The sequence below is a fragment of the Streptomyces sp. NPDC001380 genome (assembly GCF_042895785.1).
Taxonomy (GTDB): Bacteria; Actinomycetota; Actinomycetes; order Streptomycetales; family Streptomycetaceae; genus Peterkaempfera.
The window spans coordinates 138,313-155,207 of record NZ_JBIAWP010000004.1; the positions used below are offsets into that span (position 1 = coordinate 138,313).

Here is a 16,895-nt window from a genome sequence, read left to right on the forward strand (position 1 = left end):
CGCACAGCCCGGGCACCCCGCAGGCGGACCTGCGGGCGCCCTCCAGGCCCCTCCAGGAAGACGAAGCGGAACAGCGATGGCGGAGCAGCACGAGCACGACACCCCCACCACCCGTGAGGGCGGCACCGACGAGGCGGCGGCGCCCGGGTCCCCCGAGGCGCCCGTGAAGGTGGTCGGGGAGGAGCCGGACACCTCCCGCGGCACCGTCCGGCCGGTCACCGTCGTCGGCAACCCCGTCCTGCACCGCCCCTGCCGGACCGTCACCGACTTCGACGCCGCCCTCGCGTCCCTCATCGACGACATGTTCGTCTCCATGTACGCCGCCGACGGCGTGGGCCTGGCGGCCAACCAGATCGGCGTCGACGCCCGCGTCTTCGTCTACGACTGCCCCGACGACGAGGGCGTCCGCCACGTCGGGTACGTCGTCAACCCGGTCCTGGAGGACCTGGACGCCTCCCGCCGCCTCCTCGACGAGTCCCCCGAGGGCTGCCTCTCCGTGCCGGGCGCCTACGCCGAGCTGGCCCGGCCCGACTACGCGGCGGTCACCGGGCAGGACCGGGACGGCAACGGGATCCGGGTGGAGGGCACCGGCTTCTTCGCCCGCTGCCTCCAGCACGAGACGGACCACCTGAACGGCTACCTCTACATCGACCGCCTCTCCAGGCGCGACCGCAAGGACGCGCTGCGGCAGATGGCCGAGTCCACCCCCAAGTACGCCACCGTGCCCAACGACTGAGCGGCACCGCCGTGCGCGGGACCGGCCCCCGGCCGGCCCCGCGCACGCCCGCGGGGCGGCCGGCGGCCGCTCAGAAGTCGTCGTCGAAGGAGACCGAGCCCTCCACCGCCACCTGGTAGGCGGACACGCGGCGCTCGAAGAAGTTGGTCAGCTCCTGGACGTTCTGCAGCTCCATGAACCCGAAGGGATTCGCCGAGCCGTAGCGCGGCGGCAGGCCGAGGCGGGCGAGGCGCTGGTCGGCGACGCACTCCAGGTACTGCCGCATCGAGTCGGTGTTCATCCCCGGCAGCCCGTCGCCGCACAGGTCCCGCGCGAACTGCAGCTCCGCCTCGACGGCCTCCTCCAGCATCGCCGTGACCTGCCGGCCCATCTCCTCGTCGAAGAGGTCCGGCTCCTCCTCGCGCACGGTGTCCACCACCTGGAAGGCGAAGTCCATGTGCATGGACTCGTCGCGGAACACCCAGTTGGTGCCGGTCGCCAGCCCGTGCAGCAGGCCGCGGCTGCGGAACCAGTAGACGTAGGCGAAGGCGCCGTAGAAGAACAGGCCCTCGATGCAGGCCGCGAAGCAGACCAGGTTGAGCAGGAACCGGCGGCGGTCCTCCCTCGTCTCCAGCCGCTCGACCCGCTCCACCCCCTCGCCCCCCTCCAGGGAGGCCATCCAGCGGAAGCAGAACTGCGCCTTCTCCCGGATGGAGGGGATGTTCTCCACGGCGGCGAAGGCGGCCGCGCGGTCGTCCGGGTCGGGCAGGTAGGTGTCCAGCAGGGTCAGGTAGAACTGGACGTGGACGGCCTCCTCGAAGAGCTGCCGGGAGAGGTAGAGCCGCGCCTCGGGCGAGTTGATGTGCCGGTACAGGGTCAGCACCAGGTTGTTCGCCACGATGGAGTCGCCCGTGGCGAAGAAGGCGACCAGCCGCCCCAGCAGGTGGCGCTCGCCCGGGCCCAGCTTCGCCAGGTCGGCGACGTCGGAGTGCAGGTCCACCTCCTCCACGGTCCAGGTGTTGCGGATGGCGTCCCGGTACCGGTCGTAGAAGGCCGGGTAGCGCATGGGCCGCAGGGTCAGCTCGAAGCCCGGGTCGAGGAGGTTCTTCTCACGGTCCGTCACTGGCAGGCCTCGCAGGACTCGGGGTTCTCCAGGGAGCAGGCGGCGGCCTGCTCCTCCGGGGTGGGCGTGGGGGCGGAGGAGGGTGCCGCCGTGCCGGCGGCGGCGCGGGCGATGCGGGTCGCGGGCCGGGACCGCAGGTAGTAGGTGGTCTTCAGGCCCGACCGCCACGCGTGGGCGTACATCGAGCTGAGCCTGCCGATGGTGGGGGCGGCCATGAAGAGGTTGAGCGACTGGCTCTGGTCCAGGTACGGCATGCGGGCCGCGGCCAGGTCGATCAGGGCGCGCTGCGGCAGCTCCCAGGCGGTGCGGTACAGCGTCCGCAGCCCCTCCGGCAGGCCGGGGACGTCCTGGACCGAGCCCTCGCCCGCCCGCAGGGCCTCGCGGGTGGCGTGGGTCCACAGCCCGAGGGCCTTGAGGTCGGCCACCAGGTAGGGGTTGACCTGCAGGAACTCGCCGGAGAGGGTCTCGCGCTTGAAGAGGTTGGAGACCTGCGGCTCGATGCACTCGTAGACGCCCGCGATGGAGGCGATGGTCGCGGTGGGGGCGATCGCCAGCAGCAGCGCGTTGCGCAGGCCGCCGGCGGCGATCCGGGCCCGCAGGGCGTCCCAGCGGTCCGTCCAGTGCGGCGCGGCGTCGGGGAAGTGGTCGACGTGCAGCTGCCCGCGGGCGGCCCGGGTCTCCTCCCAGGCCGGGTGCCGGCCCAGCCGCCCGGCCAGGTCGCAGGAGGTCTCGTACGCGGCCAGCATGATCCGCTCGGCGACGAGGGTGGACAGCCGCCGCGCCCCCGCGGAGTCGAAGGGCAGCCGCAGCCGGAAGAGGACGTCCTGCAGGCCCATCACGCCGAGGCCGACGGGGCGCCAGCGGGCGTTGGAGGCGGCGGCCTCGGGGGTCGGGTAGTAGTTGGTGTCCACCACCCGGTCGAGGAAGGTCACGGCGGTGCGGACGGTGGCGTCCAGCCGCTCCCAGTCGAAGGCGGCCAGGGGGTCCGCGCCGTCGAGGGGCCCCTCGGCCAGGTGGGCGGCGAGGTTGACCGAGCCGAGGTTGCAGACGGCCGTCTCGGAGTCGTCCGTCACCTCCAGGATCTCGGTGCACAGGTTCGAGGAGTGGACGGTGCGGCCGGGCAGGGCCGTCTGGTTGGCGGTCCGGTTGGAGGCGTCCTTGAAGGTCATCCAGCCGTTTCCGGTCTGCGCGAGGGTCCGCATCATCCGGGCGTACAGGGTGCGCGCGGGGACGGTCCGCACGGCCTTCCCGGCCCGCTCGGCGGCCTCGTACGCGGCGTCGAACCCCTCGCCCCACAGGTCGGTCAGCTCCGGCACGTCGGCGGGGGAGAAGAGCGACCAGTCGGCGTCGGCCTCGACGCGCCGCATGAACAGGTCGGGGATCCAGTGCGCCAGGTTGAGGTTGTGGGTGCGCCGGGCCTCCTCGCCGGTGCTGTCGCGCAGCTCCAGGAACTCCTCGACGTCGGCGTGCCAGGTCTCCAGGTAGACGCAGGCCGCGCCCTTGCGGCGGCCGCCCTGGTTGACGGCGGCGACGGAGGCGTCGAGGGTGCGCAGGAACGGCACGATGCCGTTGGAGGTGCCGTTGGTGCCGCGGATCAGCGAGCCGCGGGAGCGGACCCGGGTGAAGGGGATGCCGATGCCGCCGGCGTGCTTGGAGAGGCGGGCGACCTGCGCGTAGCGGCTGTAGATCGAGTCCAGCTCGTCCAGCGGCGAGTCCAGCAGGTAGCAGGAGGACATCTGCGGGTGCCGGGTGCCGGAGTTGAAGAGCGTGGGGGAGGACGGCAGGTACTCCAGGCGGCTCATCAGCCGGTACAGCTCCGCGACCTCGGCCACGGACCGCGCGGAGTCGCCCACGGCCAGCCCGCACGCGACCCGGAGCAGGAAGTGCTGCGGGGTCTCCAGCACGCGCCGGGTGACGGGGTGCCGCAGCAGGTAGCGGGAGTGCACGGTGCGCAGGCCGAAGTACTCGAAGCGGTCGTCGCCGCCGGGGTCGACCAGGGCGTCGAGGGCGTCCGCGTGCCGGGCGACGAAGGCGGCGGTGGTGTCGCCGATCAGGCCCTCGCGGTGTCCGGCGGCGACGGAGGCGGCGAAGCAGACCGCGCCCTCGCCGACGGCCTCGTCGGCGATCTCCCGGGCCAGCAGCCGGGCGGCGAGCCGGGAGTAGCCGGGGTCCTCGGCGGTCAGCGCGGCGGCGGCCTCGACGGCGAGGGAGCGCAGCTCCGCGAAGCCGGACCCGGCGCTGCGGCCGCGCAGGGCGGCGGCGGCGACCCGGCCGGGGTCGACCGCGGGCAGGTCGGCGGTGCAGTCGGTGAGGATCCGCAGCAGCGCGGCGCCCGGGTCGGCGTGCTCCGGGTCGCCGTGCTCCGGGCCCGTGTGCTCCGGGCCGGTGTGCCCGGGGCTCCCGGGCCGGGGGGCGCCGGGCCCGTCCTGCGACGGTTCTGCTGACAGGCCCGCTGGGGCGGCAGTGGTCAACGCGCTCTCTCCTCGCGGCGTGGTGGCCACCGGGCCGCCGGGGGAGGGCAGGGGTGCGCGCCGACGCGGGCGCGCCGGGGCGTCCCCGGCCCACCCGCGAGGCCCGGACGTACGGCGCCCGGCGGCGCAGGGGCGCGCCGGACGCACCGTCGGCAGGCACTCGGACTCGCGGGCCCGGAGGCCCGCACACCGCTGCGGGGCAGTCCCGGACTCGCACCGGGTTCCCCTGCATCGACAGCGAGGAGAGCATACATCTGGGGGGTGGGGGCGGCGACCACCCCCACATCTTGTGTGCCGCCCGGGGCGGAGCGGGTGACGCCGGGTCAGCCGCCGGTGCCGCCCCGGCGCGGGGCCCGGCCGCCGTCAGAGCCCGGCCGCGTAGACCCACAGGTCCACGCCCGGCACGGGCGACCAGTCCCGCTCCGGGGCCCGCCGGAAGCCCAGCCGCTCGTACAGCCGGTGGGCGGCGTGCATGCCCTGCTGCGTGGAGAAGGCCATCCGGGGCAGCCCGTGCGCCCGCGCCCGCTCCATCGAGGCCCGGACCAGCGCCTCCCCGGCGCCGCGGCCGCGCGCCGCGCGCGCGACCGCCAGCATCCGGATCTCCCCCTCGTCCTCCCGGGCGATGTCCGCCCACGGGCCGCCCGGGAGGGCGAAGGTCACGCAGCCGACGACCGCTCCGCCGGCGGCGGGGTCGGCGGCGACGAGGAGCTCCGCCTCAGCGGCACGGGTGCGGGCGTCGCGGAGGAGGCGGACGTAGTCCCCGTGGGCGGAGGTGTGGCCGTCCCCGACGAAGGCGTCCGCGGTGATGCGGCCGGCCTGCTCCAGGTCCTCGGGGCGCGCGGTGCGTACGACGATGTCCATGCGTCCAGTCTCCCGGAGCGCGGTGTCCGCGGGCCCGGCGTCTGCGGGCCCGCCGTCTGCGGGCCCGCCGGCCACGAGCCCAGGGTGAGGGCGGGCCGCTCGGGCCCGTGGGGGTCCGCGGGGTAGCCGCCGGGGCGGTGGCCGCCGACGGCGCGGTGGTGCCTGGCGTCCAGGCCGACGAGGAGGCCGAGGAGGCCGAAGCCGCCCACGACCGCGAGGAGTGCGAGTGCGGTGTCCATGGCTCCACCCTGGCACTTGCATGCACGTGCAACGAGTGGCAGTGATGCCACTCTTGCGCGAAAAGCTGCCACCCGGCAGGCTGGGGGCATGCTGAAGGACGTCGTCGCCGTGGTGCTGGAGGAGGTCCACCCCTTCGAACTCGGCGTGGCCTGCGAGGTCTTCGGCCTGGACCGCAGCGACCAGGGCCTGCCGGTGTACGACTTCGCCGTCGCCTCCTACCGGCCCGGCCCGATGCGCACCCACGCCGGGTTCTCCGTCGACGTGCCCCACGGGCCGGAGCGGCTGGCCACCGCCGACCTGGTGATCTCCGTGGCCGCCGACATCCGCGGCAGCTACCCGCCGGAGCTGCTGGACGCCCTGCGCGCCGCCGTCGACCGGGGCGCCCGGGTGCTCTCCATCTGCTCCGGGACCTTCCTGCTCGGCGCCGCCGGCCTGCTGGACGGCCGCCGCTGCACCACCCACTGGCGGTACCTCGACCTGCTGGCCGCCCGCCACCCGCTGGCCACCCTGGAGCCCGACGTGCTCTACGTCGACGAGGGCCAGGTCGTCACCTCGGCCGGGACCGCCGCCGGCATCGACGCCTGCCTGCACATCGTCCGCCAGGAGCAGGGCAGCGAGGTGGCCCGCGCCATCGCCCGGCGCATGGTGGTCGCGCCCCACCGGGACGGCGGCCAGGCCCAGTTCGTGGAGCGGCCGCTGCCGGAGTCCGAGGGCGACTCGCTCTCCGGGCTGCTGGACTGGATGCGCGCCAACCTCGACCGCGAGTCCACCGTGCAGCAGCTCGCCGCCCGCGCCCACATGTCGCCGCGCACCTTCGCCCGCCGCTTCCAGCAGGAGACCGGCACCACCCCCCACCGCTGGCTGGTCGGCCAGCGGGTGCTCCAGGCGCAGCGGATGCTGGAGGGCACCGACGAGACGGTGGAGGCCGTCGCCGCCGCCACCGGCTTCGGCAACGCCGCGACGCTGCGGCACCACTTCGGCCGATGGCTCGGCACCACGCCGCAGGCCTACCGGCGGACCTTCCGCGGACCGGCCGCCGCACCCGTCCCCGCCGCCGCACCCGTCCCCGCCGCCGCACCCGCCCCGGCGCCCGCACCCGCTCCGGCGCCCGCTCCGGCGCCCGCACCCGGGGCCGTGCTCACTGCGGCAGCCCTGCCAGGTGCCCGGTCTCGTTGAAGCAGACCGGCTGCATCCGGCCCGCCTCCCGCCGCCAGGCGGAGACCGAGGCGTTGCCCACCGGTCCGGCGGCGTGCACCGCCAGCAGCGCGGCCTCGTCCAGGCCCTCCAGGACGTGGCGCAGCATCAGCACCACGTTGTCGTGGCAGACCAGCAGCACCGGCCGCCCGTCGCCCGCCCGCCCGTCGCCCGTCCCCACGCCGTCCGGCCCGGCGTGGTCGGCCCGGTCCGCCCCGTCGGCCCGGTCGGCGCGGCCGGCCGGGCCGTCGTGCCCGGCCAGGTCGGCGAGGAGGCTGCGCACCCGCAGCGCCACGTCGGCCCAGGACTCGCCCCCCGGCGGCCGGTAGTACAGCGGCCCCAGCCGGCGGCGCCGGACGGCCTCCTCCGGGTGCCGGACCTCGATCGCCGCGGCGGTCAGCATCTCCAGCACCCCCAGCTCCCGGTCGCGCAGCCGCTCGTCGTACCGCACCGGCAGCCCGGCGCCGAACCCGGCGAGCGCGTGCTCCGCCGTCTGCCGCGCCCGGACGTACGGGGAGCACCAGACGGCCTGCGGCCGCAGCGGGCCGGGGAGCGCCGCCAGGCGGCGTCCCAGGGCGTCGGCCTGCCGGCGGCCGAGCGCGGTGAGCGGGATGTCGGCGTCCCGGCAGTCGATGGGCACCTCCAGGGCGCCCGCGGCCTCGGCCACCGCGAAGAGCGCGTTGGCGGTCGACTCGCCGTGCCGCACGGCCACGATCGCGGGCGGCAGCCCCGCCCCCCGCACCGGTGGTCCCCCCATCGCCGCGCCCCTTCCGCCGTCCCGGCCCCGGGCGGCCGCACGCCGCGGGCCGCCGCCCCCAGTCTCCCGGAGGCGGCGGCCCGTGCGCGGCGGAAACCGCGCGGTGCGGCGTGCGGTGCGGTGTGCGGTGCGGTGTGCGGCGAGGCGTGCCCGCTGCTCAGCCCGCCGGTGCCACCAGGGTCTTCTCCTCGACCACCCCGGGGTCGCCCGCCTCGGCGGTGTAGTCGCCCGGTGCGGTCTCGTCCACGCCCTCCGGCGCCTTGGCGGCCCGCAGCACCAGGGTGAGCACGACGGCGACGGCGAGGTTGAGGACGAAGGCGGTGAGGCCGATGTACCCGATCTCGCCGATCACGGGGATCACGGTGGAGCTGCCGCCGAAGTGCTTCGTGGTGGGCGAGGCGATGCCGTACGCCTTCCAGGTGCCGTACACCATGCCCGCGGCCCAGCCCGCGAGCAGCGCCCAGCGGTGGAACCAGCGGGTGAACAGCCCGGCCACGATGGAGACGAACGTCTGGAGGATCCAGATGCCGCCCAGCAGCTGCAGGTTGATCGCGAACTGCTTGTCCATGCCGAGGACGAAGGCCAGCGCGCCGACCTTCACCAGCAGCGACACCGCCTTGGAGACCTGGGTCTCCTGCGCCGGGGTGGCGTCCGGCTTCAGGAACTCCTTGTAGACGTTGCGGGTGAAGAGGTTGGCCGCGGCGATCGACATGATCGCGGCGGGGACCAGGGCGCCGATGCCGATCGCCGCGAAGGCGACCCCGGCGAACCAGCTCGGGAACATGTCCTCGAAGAGCTGCGGCACCGCCAGCTGGGCGTTGTAGCCCTTGACGCCGGAGCCCACGCCCGCCTTGATCGCCATGAAGCCGAGCAGGGCCAGGAAGCCCAGCATCAGCGAGTAGGCGGGCATGATGGCGGTGTTGCGGCGCACGGTGTCCCGCGACCTGGACGCCAGCACGCCGGTGACCGAGTGCGGGTACATGAAGAGCGCCATGGCCGAGCCGAGCGCCAGCGTGGCGTACCCCCACTGCGCCTGGGGTCCGCTGACCAGCGACCCGACCGGTTTGCCGGTGGCCGGGTTGACCGCGGAGAACTTGTGCGCGGCCGCGTCGAAGATCTGCCCGTACCCGCCCAGCCTCATGGGGATGTAGACCACCGCGACGATGATCACCAGGTACACCAGGGTGTCCTTGACGAAGGCGATCAGCGCCGGGGCCCGCAGGCCCGAGGAGTAGGTGTAGGCGGCCAGCACCGCGAAGGCGACGAAGAGCGGCAGGTCCTTGACGAACCAGCCGGCCGACGCGCCGCCGCCCACCCCCAGCACGTCCAGCACCGCCTGGATGCCGACCAGCTGGAGCGCGATGTACGGCATGGTGGCGAGGATGCCGGTGAGCGCCACCGCCAGCGACAGCCCGCGCGAGCCGTAGCGGCCGCGCACGAAGTCGGCGGGGGTGACGTAGCCGTGCCGGTGGGAGACCGACCACAGCCGCGGCAGGAAGAGGAAGACCAGCGGGTAGGCGATGATCGTGTACGGCACCGCGAAGAACCCGGCGGCCCCCGCGCCGTAGATCACCGCGGGCACCGCGACGAAGGTGTACGCCGTGTACAGGTCGCCGCCCAGCAGGAACCAGGTGACCCAGGTGCCGAAGGACCGGCCGCCGAGCCCCCACTCGTCCAGGTGGAGCGCGTTGTCGGCCCGCCGCCAGCGGGCGGCCAGGAAGCCCATCACGGTCACGGCCGCGAAGAACAGCACGAAGACCGTGAGCGCGACGGTGTTGACGCCGTCCTTCACCGTGCGTCACCCCCGCCCCGGACCCGGCGCTGCCGCTCCTCGCGGCGCACCAGCAGATAGGCGGAGACGGTGAGCAGCGCGGAGAGCGGCACCCACAGCAGCTGGTACCAGTAGAAGAACGGCACTCCGCCGAGGTCCGGCGAGGTGTCGGCGTACGAGGACACCCACAGGGTGGCGACGAAGGGCGCGACCAGGCAGAGCCCGGCCAGCACGCGGACGGGGGTGACGACGGGCGGTCGGCCGGGGGGCGCCTGGGCCTCCGGCGTCTCGGTCGGTGTGTCGGTCATGAGCGGCTCCGGCATCGGGAGCACCGCGGCGCCGCAGCGCGCGGGCGGGCCCGCGCGCCCGCCGAGCGGCGCCGCCGGTGGTCGTCAGGTGGGACGGCCGGAATCTAGGTCATCGCAGTGGCCATGTCACCGGTTCGCGCACGGAATCGCCTGTACGGGCAGGACGAACCGGGGCACAAGCCGCACGCGCGCCGCCCGGTGCGCCTCCGCGCCGTCCCCGGCCTGCCCGGGCTCACTCCTCGGGGCGCTTCAGCCGGGCCACGAACTTGTACCGGTCGCCCCGGTACAGCGACCGGACCCACTCCACGGGCTCCCCGTCCGCGGCGTAGGAGTGCCGGGAGAGCAGCAGCATCGGCAGCCCCACGTCCGAGCCGAGCAGCTCGGCCTCGCGCGGGGTCGCCAGGGAGGTCTCGATGGTCTCCTCGGCCTCGGCGACGGTGACGCCGTACACCTCGCGCAGGGCGGTGTAGAGCGAGTCGTGCTTCACCAGGTTGCGGCGCAGGGCGGGGAACCGCCTGGCGGACAGGTGGGCGGCCTCGATCGCCATCGGGTCGCCGTTGGCCAGCCGCAGCCGCTCGATGCGCAGCACGCGGCTGCCGGGCCGGATGTCGAGCAGCTCCGCGAGCCGGTCGTCGGCGGTGACGTAGCCGACGTCCAGCAGCCGGGAGGCGGGCTCCAGGCCCTGGGCGCGCATGTCCTCGGTGTACGAGGTGAGCTGGAGGGCCTGGGCCACCTTGGGCTTGGCGACGAAGGTGCCCTTGCCCTGGATGCGCTCCAGCCGGCCCTCGACCACCAGCTCCTGGAGCGCCTGCCGCACGGTGGTCCGGGAGGTGTCGAACTCGGCGGCGAGGGTGCGCTCCGGGGGGACCGGGGTGCCGGACGGCAGCCGGTCCGTCATCTCCAGCAGGTGCTTCTTCAGGCGGTAGTACTTCGGCACCCGCGCGGCGGGGCGGTCCGCGCCTCCGGGGCCGCCGGGCTCCCGCCCGCCCTCCGGGGCCGCCGGCCCCGGTGCCGTCGCCAGGGGCCGCGCCGTCCCCCCGTCGCTGGTCATCGCCGTCCTCATCCCCGTTCCGCCGTCGCCGGCCCGTCGGTACCGCCTGGGTGCCCATCGTTGCACGCCGCCGGGGCCCCCGGGCCTCCCCCTCCGCCCCGGGCTGCGGGGGCGGGTGTCGGCTTGGTAACGGCTGCTTCCCATTCGCGGCCGGAGCGTTGACACTCGCATTGGTCTAGGCCAAGCTCCGGGTACTGGTCTAAACCACTGAGGGCCAGCACCACAATCCCCGGCCCATCCACGGCGTGTCTGCGATGGGGGGAGTTCGGGCATCCCGAGGAGGACGGCGTGAAGCGTCAGCTCATTGCGGCGGTCGGTGTCGCAGCCATGGTGGTCGGCGTCGCGGCCTGCGGCTCCGACGCCAAGGGCGGCAAGACGGGCGACAGCGCGGGCAAGTCGCCCAAGTCCATCACGGTGTGGCTCACCGTCGACGCCCAGAACAACTGGCCGGAGCTGGTGAAGGCCGCCGACGACGCCCTCGTGGCCAAGCACCCGGGCCTGACGGTCAAGCACGAGTACTACGCCTGGACCGACAAGAACACCAAGCTCGACGCCGTGCTCGCCACCGACAAGGCCCCCGACGTGGTCGAGATGGGCAACACCGAGATGCTGCCCTACATGATCAAGGGCGCCTTCGCGGAGCTCGACGCCTCGAAGTTCGAGAACAGCGGCGCCTGGCTGGACGGCCTCAAGCTCTCGGCTACCTACCAGGACAAGACCTACGGCGTCCCGTACTACGCGGGCTCCCGCGTCGCCACCTGGCGCAAGGACGTCGCCGCGGCCGCCGGCGTCAAGGACGTGCCCAAGACCTACGCCGACCTGACCGCCGACCTCGACAGGATCCAGAAGAAGAACGGCGACAAGTTCTCCGCCTGGTACCAGCCCTCCCGCGACTGGTACGCCGCCATGTCCTTCGTCGCCGACGCCGGCGGCGCCATCGCCAAGCGCGGCTCCGACGGCACGTGGAAGTCCTCCCTCTCCGAACCGGCCGCCGTCCAGGGCCTGAAGGCGTGGAAGGACGCCCTCGGGAAGTACATGCACGGCGACCTCACCAAGGACGAGGCCGACCGCTACATCGTCTACGGCCAGGGCAAGTCCGCCATGATCTACGGCGCGTCCTGGGAGGGCGGCGCGGCCGCCGACCCGAAGCAGGACAAGACCGGCGGCAAGCTCAAGGACAACCTGGTCTCCTTCGTGATGCCCGGCCCGTCCGGCAAGGCCCTGCCGACCTTCCTCGGCGGCTCCGACCTGGCCGTCCCGGTCAAGTCGCAGGCCAAGGACCTCGCCTCCGAGTGGATCGCGGCCTTCACCGGCACCAAGGGCGAGGAGGGGCTGATCGGCAAGGGCAACCTGCCGAACAACAAGACCCAGCTCGCCCCGCTCAAGGCCGACCCGAAGACCGAGGCCACCGCCACCGCCGCCGAGATCAGCTGGTTCGTGCCGACCGCGCCGGGCTGGCTGCAGGTGGAGAAGCAGCAGGTCCTGCAGAACGCCCTCCAGGACATCGCGACCGGCAAGAAGTCGGTGGAGGACGCGGCCAAGGCCGCCGACACCGCGATCGACCAGGTCATCAACAACGCCTGACCCTCCCGGAAGGGGCCCGCCGCGCGGCGGGCCCCTTCCGGCCGGTCCCGCCGGCCCCGCCCCTCCCGCCGGACGCGCCCCGCAGGCGCGGCCGCGTGAGGCACAGCTGAGGAGCACGTGATGAGTGCCGCCCAGACCACCCCCGAGCAGTCGACCCCCGGGCAGACGGCCGCCGGGCGGACGGCCCCGGAGCACACGGCCGCCGCCGCGGCCCCGCCGCCGCGGACCGCGAAGGCGTCCCCGGCCGGCCGGGCGCCGGGCTCGGGCCTGCGCCTCACCGGCGCCGCGCTCCCGTGGACGCTGCTGGCCCCGACCCTGCTGGTCCTGCTCCTGGTGCTGGGCTACCCGCTGACCCGGCTGGTGGTCCTGTCCTTCCAGAGGTTCGGGCAGTCCCAGCTGTGGGGCTTCCAGCCCGCCGAGTGGGCCGGGTTCGACAACTTCGCGGCCGTCCTCGGCGACGGCGTGTTCTGGTCCGTCGTCCTGCGGACGGTGCTCTTCACCACGGGTGCGGTCGTCCTCACCATGGTGCTCGGCATGCTGGTCGCGCTGCTCCTCCTGCGGGTCTCGACCTGGGTGAAGACGCTGGTCAACATCGCCCTGGTGGCGAGCTGGTCGATGCCGATCGTGGTCGCCGTCACCGTCTTCAAGTGGATGTTCGACAGCGACTACGGCGTCGCGAACTGGCTCCTCAGCCGGATCCCCGGCGTCGACCTCACGGGCCACAACTGGTTCATGAACAGCACCCAGGGCTTCCTCGTCATCACCGCCCTGGTGGTCTGGGGCGCCGTGCCCTTCGTCGCCATCACCCTGCACGCGGGCCTCACGCAGGTCCCCAGGGAGCTGGAGGAGGCCGCCCGCATGGACGGCGCGGGCGCCGCGGGCGTCTTCCGGCACGTCACCCTGCCGATCCTCAAGCCCGTCGTCGTCATGCTCACCACGCTCTCCGTCATCTGGGACATGGGCGTCTTCCCCCAGGTCTTCCTGATGCGCGGCGGCCACCCCGAGCCGGAGTACCAGCTCCTGACGACCTACTCCTACGACCGGGCGTTCGTCGCCAACGACTACGCCACCGGCTCCGCCATCGCCCTGGTCACCGTCCTGCTGCTGCTCGGCGTCGTCGCCGTCTACATGCGCCAGATGCTCACGATCGGAGAGGTGGAGTGACGATGACGCCGACGGCCCCCGCCGCCGAGGCGGCCCCGCCCGCCGCCGCCCGCCCCGCCCCGGCCCGGCGCCGCCGCCCCCGCGGCCGCGCCCTGTACAACGCCCTGGGCGTGCTCGTCGCCCTGGTCGCCGGCTTCCCGGTGTACTGGATGGTCAACACGGCCTTCAAGCCGGCCAAGGACGCCATCGACCCGGACCCGAAGTTCCTGCCGTGGCCGATGACGCTGGACAACGTCCGCCGGGCCTTCCAGATCTCCGACTTCTGGGGCCCGATCGGCCGCAGCCTGGTCATCGCGGCGAGCACGGTCGGCATCGGCCTGGTGGTCGGGCTGCTCGCCGCCCTCGCGATCTCGCGCTTCGCCTTCCGCGGCCGCAGGGCGGTCATCGTCGGCATCCTCACGGTCCAGATGGTCCCGCTGATCGCGATGATCATCCCGGTCTTCCTGATGCTCAACGACATCGGCCAGTACGACAAGCTGACCGGGATCATCCTCACGTACCTGACCTTCATCCTCCCCTTCACGGTGTGGACGCTGCGCGGCTTCATCGTCAACATCCCCCGGGAGCTGGAGGAGTCGGCCATGGTCGACGGCTGCAGCCGCACCGGCGCCTTCGTCCGCGTCGTCTTCCCGCTGCTCGCCCCCGGCCTCGTGGCCACCGCCGTCTACGGCTTCATCCAGGCGTGGAACGAGTACCTCTACGCCCTGATGCTGCTCAGCAAGGAGCACCAGACCGCCCCCGTGTGGCTCGGCAACTTCACCACCCAGCACGGCACCGAGTACGCGCCCATGATGGCCGGCGCCACGCTGATGGCCGTCCCCGTCGTGGTCTTCTTCCTCCTCGTCCAGCGCAGGATCGCCTCCGGTCTGACCGCCGGCGCCGTGAAGGGCTGAAACCCCGTGAGCATCCTCGTCCCCACCGCCCCGCACGCGGACACCCTCCACCGCGACGCCCTGACGGTCCTCCAGCCCGGCTTCGTCGGCACCGTCCCGCCCGACTGGCTCCGCCGCCACCTGGCCGCCGGCCTCGGCTCCGTGGCCCTCTTCGCCCGCAACGTCACCGACCAGGGGCAGCTCGCCGGCCTCACCGCCGCCCTGCGCGAGGAGAACCCCGACGTCCTGGTCGCCATCGACGAGGAGGGCGGCGACGTCACCCGGCTGGAGGCCGGCTCCGGCTCCTCCTGGCCCGGCAACCTCGCCCTCGGCGCCGTCGACGACCCCGCCCTCACCCGCGACGTCGCCCGCGAGCTCGGCCGCGCCCTGGCCGCCTGCGGCGTCAACTACAACTGGGCGCCCTCCGCCGACGTCAACTCCAACCCCGGCAACCCCGTCATCGGCGTCCGCTCCTTCGGCGCCGACCCGGGCCTGTGCGCCCGGCACACCGCCGCCTGGGTCGAGGGCCTGCAGTCCGCCGGCGTCGCCGCCTGCGCCAAGCACTTCCCCGGCCACGGAGACACCGCCGTCGACTCCCACCACGGCCTGCCCGTCGTCGACGTCGACGTCGACCGGCTGCACTCCCGCGACCTGCTGCCCTTCAAGGCCGCGATCCGGGCCGGCGCCAAGGCCGTGATGACCGCCCACATCGTCGTCCCGGCCCTGGACACCGACCACCCCGCCACCCTCAGCCGCGCCGTCCTCCACGACCTGCTGCGCGCCGCCCCCGAGGACGGCGGTCTCGGCTACGACGGCCTCATCGTCACCGACGGCATCGAGATGGGCGCCATCGCCGACACCTACGGCACGGCCGAGGGGACCGTCCTCGCCCTCGCCGCCGGGGCCGACGCGATCTGCGTCGGCGGCGGCCTGGCCGACGAGGAGACCGTCCTGCACCTGCGGGACGCCGTCGTCGCCGCCGTCCGCGCCGGACGCATCCCCGAGCAGCGCCTCGCCGATGCCGCCGACCGGGTCCGCCGGCTCGGCGCCTGGGCCCGCGCCCGCGCCGCCGCCGCCGTCCCCGTCGAACCCGACCTCGCCGTCGGGCTGCGCGCCGCCCGCCGCGCCCTGCGGGTCGTCCGCGCCCCCGGCCGGTCCTGGGCGCCGGTCACCGAGCGCCCGTACGTGGCCTCCTTCTCCCCGGCGGCCAACATCGCCGTCGGCGACGCGACCCCCTGGGGCGTCGCCGGGATGCTCGCCGCCCGCCTCCCCGGCACCCGCGCGCGGGGCATCGGCCCGGCCGACGCCGCCCCGGACCGGCGGGCGGCCCTCGTGGGGGAGGTGCTCGCCGAGGCGCAGGACCGTAGGATCGTCCTCGTCGTACGCGACGTGCACCGGCACGCCTGGATGGCTGCCGCTGTGGAGGACCTGCTCGCCGCCCGCCCCGACGCAGCCGTCGTCGAGATGGGCGTCCCGCAGGCCCCTCCCGTCGGGGCACTGCACGTCGCCACGCATGGAGCGGCCCGTGTGTGCGGACTGGCCGCCGTAGAGGTCCTCACCGGGCAGCCGCCCGCGCTGGGGTAGAACCACCTTCTCCGGAGGTCCACCAGATGTCCGACACGCACGCCGTCGCCCCCGTCCCCGGACGCGTCATGGCGGGGGAGATGGCCGAGCAGCCGGCCGTCCTGCAGCGCGTCCTCGACGAGGGCGCACCCCGCATCCGCGCGATCGCCGCCGAGATCGCGGCCCGCGGTCCCCGCTTCGTGCTCCTCACCGGCCGCGGCACCTCGGACAACGCCGCGCTGTACGCCAAGTACCTGGTCGAGATCCTGCTCGGCAGGCCCGCCGGGCTCACCTCGATGTCCACCACCACCGCCTACGGGGCCCGGCAGGACCTGCGGGACTGCCTGGTCGTCACCGTCAGCCAGTCCGGCGGCTCGCCCGACCTGGTCGCCTCCACCCGGGCCGCCCGCGAGGCGGGGGCGGTCACCCTGGCCGTCACCAACAACGCGGCCTCCCCGCTGGCCGAGGTCTCCGAGTACCACGTCGACGTGCTGGCCGGGCCGGAGAAGGCGCTGCCCGCGACCAAGACCTACACCGCCGAGCTGCTCGCCCTCTACCTCCTCGTCGAGGGCCTGCGCGGCGGCGACGGCGCCGCCGCCAAGGCGCTGCCCGAGCTGGCCGCGGGCGTGCTGGCCCGCCAGGACGAGGTGCGCGCGCTCGCCGAGCGGTACCGCTTCGCCCAGCGGCTCGTCCTCACCTCGCGCGGCTACGGCTACCCGACCGCCCGCGAGGCCGCGCTCAAGCTCATGGAGACCACCTACATCCCGGCCACCCCGTTCTCCGGCGCGGACCTGCTGCACGGCCCGCTGGCCATGGTGGACAACGTCTCGCCGGTGATCGCGGTCGTCCCCGACGGCAAGGGCGGCGAGGCCCTGCAGCCCGTGCTGGACCGGCTCCGCGGCCGGGGCGCCGACCTCGTCGTCGTCGGCCCGCAGGCGCAGGTCGACGCGGCCTCCGCGGGCTTCGCCCTCCCGGCGGGCGTCCCCGAGGAGCTCCAGCCGGTCCTGGAGATCCTGCCGCTCCAGCGGCTCGCGTACGAGGTCACGATCGCCCGCGGCCAGGACCCGGACGCGCCCCGCGCCCTGGCGAAGGTCACCGAGACCCACTGAGGGCGGCCGGCGCCCGCCGGGCCCGGGCCCCCGTCCGACGGGGGCCCGGGCCCGGCCCGCGGCGGCACGCCCCCGGCCGCCGCCTGCGGCCGCCCCTTGCGGTCCGCCGGGA

At 74.4% G+C, this 16,895-nt stretch carries 15 protein-coding genes and 1 riboswitch; of the genes, 8 read left to right on the forward strand and 7 right to left on the reverse strand.

The genetic code is table 11. From position 1 onward, the window contains the following. The first annotated feature begins 76 nt into the window (after positions 1 to 76). A complete protein-coding gene (def, locus tag ACFY07_RS07195) occupies positions 77 to 736 on the forward strand; it encodes a peptide deformylase (protein WP_230650435.1) in 660 nt (219 codons plus the stop codon). A 70-nt stretch (positions 737 to 806) separates the two neighbouring features. Here the strand turns inward: def and ACFY07_RS07200 are convergent, their stop codons facing one another. The 3 genes from ACFY07_RS07200 to ACFY07_RS07210 all read right to left on the reverse strand — a co-directional run bounded on the left by ACFY07_RS07200 (position 807) and on the right by ACFY07_RS07210 (position 5,170). Next, the gene (locus ACFY07_RS07200; RefSeq protein ID WP_390867913.1) at positions 807 to 1,781 is read right to left on the reverse strand and encodes a ribonucleotide-diphosphate reductase subunit beta; all 975 of its coding nucleotides are present in this window, start codon (positions 1,779 to 1,781) and stop codon (positions 807 to 809) included. A 53-nt stretch (positions 1,782 to 1,834) separates the two neighbouring features. Continuing rightward, positions 1,835 to 4,162 carry a ribonucleoside-diphosphate reductase subunit alpha gene (locus ACFY07_RS07205; protein ID WP_390867914.1) on the reverse strand — a complete coding sequence of 776 codons (2,328 nt, stop codon included), beginning with the start codon at positions 4,160 to 4,162 and terminating at the stop codon, positions 1,835 to 1,837. Between the two features lie 301 nt (positions 4,163 to 4,463). Beyond that, a riboswitch (cobalamin riboswitch) is annotated at positions 4,464 to 4,537 on the reverse strand. Positions 4,538 to 4,672: 135 nt separating this feature from the next. Further along, a complete protein-coding gene (locus ACFY07_RS07210; RefSeq protein WP_390867764.1) occupies positions 4,673 to 5,170 on the reverse strand; it encodes a GNAT family N-acetyltransferase in 498 nt (165 codons plus the stop codon). Between the two features lie 158 nt (positions 5,171 to 5,328). Here ACFY07_RS07210 and ACFY07_RS07215 point away from each other — a divergent pair, with 158 nt between their 5' ends. Next, positions 5,329 to 5,454 carry a hypothetical protein gene (locus ACFY07_RS07215; RefSeq protein WP_390867765.1) on the forward strand — a complete coding sequence of 42 codons (126 nt, stop codon included), beginning with the start codon at positions 5,329 to 5,331 and terminating at the stop codon, positions 5,452 to 5,454. 43 nt (positions 5,455 to 5,497) lie between these two features. Continuing rightward, entirely contained in the window at positions 5,498 to 6,586 is a 1,089-nt protein-coding gene (locus ACFY07_RS07220; RefSeq protein ID WP_390867766.1) for a helix-turn-helix domain-containing protein, read from the forward strand. On the opposite strand, the gene ACFY07_RS07225 is transcribed toward ACFY07_RS07220, so the two are convergent. The 4 genes from ACFY07_RS07225 to ACFY07_RS07240 form a co-directional block, all read right to left on the reverse strand. Continuing rightward, the gene (locus tag ACFY07_RS07225; RefSeq protein WP_390867767.1) at positions 6,549 to 7,361 is read right to left on the reverse strand and encodes a histidine phosphatase family protein; all 813 of its coding nucleotides are present in this window, start codon (positions 7,359 to 7,361) and stop codon (positions 6,549 to 6,551) included. The two genes, ACFY07_RS07220 and ACFY07_RS07225, sit on opposite strands and share 38 nt — an antisense overlap. Before the next feature lie 157 nt (positions 7,362 to 7,518). Further along, positions 7,519 to 9,153: a monocarboxylate uptake permease MctP gene (gene mctP / locus ACFY07_RS07230; RefSeq protein WP_390867768.1), complete on the reverse strand. Its 1,635-nt coding sequence runs from the start codon at positions 9,151 to 9,153 to the stop codon at positions 7,519 to 7,521. Beyond that, on the reverse strand, positions 9,150 to 9,440 hold the full coding sequence (locus ACFY07_RS07235; RefSeq protein WP_230650452.1) for a DUF3311 domain-containing protein: 291 nt from the start codon (positions 9,438 to 9,440) through the stop codon (positions 9,150 to 9,152). Before ACFY07_RS07235 ends, mctP begins: the two co-directional genes overlap by 4 nt. A 232-nt stretch (positions 9,441 to 9,672) precedes the next feature. Further along, entirely contained in the window at positions 9,673 to 10,491 is an 819-nt protein-coding gene (locus ACFY07_RS07240; protein WP_390867769.1) for a GntR family transcriptional regulator, read from the reverse strand. Between the two features lie 288 nt (positions 10,492 to 10,779). Between ACFY07_RS07240 and ACFY07_RS07245 the strand changes: the two genes are divergently transcribed. The 5 genes from ACFY07_RS07245 to ACFY07_RS07265 all read left to right on the forward strand — a co-directional run bounded on the left by ACFY07_RS07245 (position 10,780) and on the right by ACFY07_RS07265 (position 16,783). Continuing rightward, positions 10,780 to 12,075: a sugar ABC transporter substrate-binding protein gene (locus tag ACFY07_RS07245; RefSeq protein WP_390867770.1), complete on the forward strand. Its 1,296-nt coding sequence runs from the start codon at positions 10,780 to 10,782 to the stop codon at positions 12,073 to 12,075. Positions 12,076 to 12,195: 120 nt separating this feature from the next. Next, positions 12,196 to 13,239 carry a carbohydrate ABC transporter permease gene (locus ACFY07_RS07250; protein WP_390867771.1) on the forward strand — a complete coding sequence of 348 codons (1,044 nt, stop codon included), beginning with the start codon at positions 12,196 to 12,198 and terminating at the stop codon, positions 13,237 to 13,239. A gap of 2 nt (positions 13,240 to 13,241) precedes the next feature. Next, the gene (locus ACFY07_RS07255; protein ID WP_230650464.1) at positions 13,242 to 14,132 is read left to right on the forward strand and encodes a carbohydrate ABC transporter permease; all 891 of its coding nucleotides are present in this window, start codon (positions 13,242 to 13,244) and stop codon (positions 14,130 to 14,132) included. A gap of 6 nt (positions 14,133 to 14,138) precedes the next feature. Then, positions 14,139 to 15,695 carry a glycoside hydrolase family 3 protein gene (locus ACFY07_RS07260; protein ID WP_390867773.1) on the forward strand — a complete coding sequence of 519 codons (1,557 nt, stop codon included), beginning with the start codon at positions 14,139 to 14,141 and terminating at the stop codon, positions 15,693 to 15,695. A 26-nt stretch (positions 15,696 to 15,721) separates the two neighbouring features. After that, positions 15,722 to 16,783: an SIS domain-containing protein gene (locus tag ACFY07_RS07265; RefSeq protein WP_230650470.1), complete on the forward strand. Its 1,062-nt coding sequence runs from the start codon at positions 15,722 to 15,724 to the stop codon at positions 16,781 to 16,783. The last annotated feature ends 112 nt before the right edge of the window (positions 16,784 to 16,895 follow it).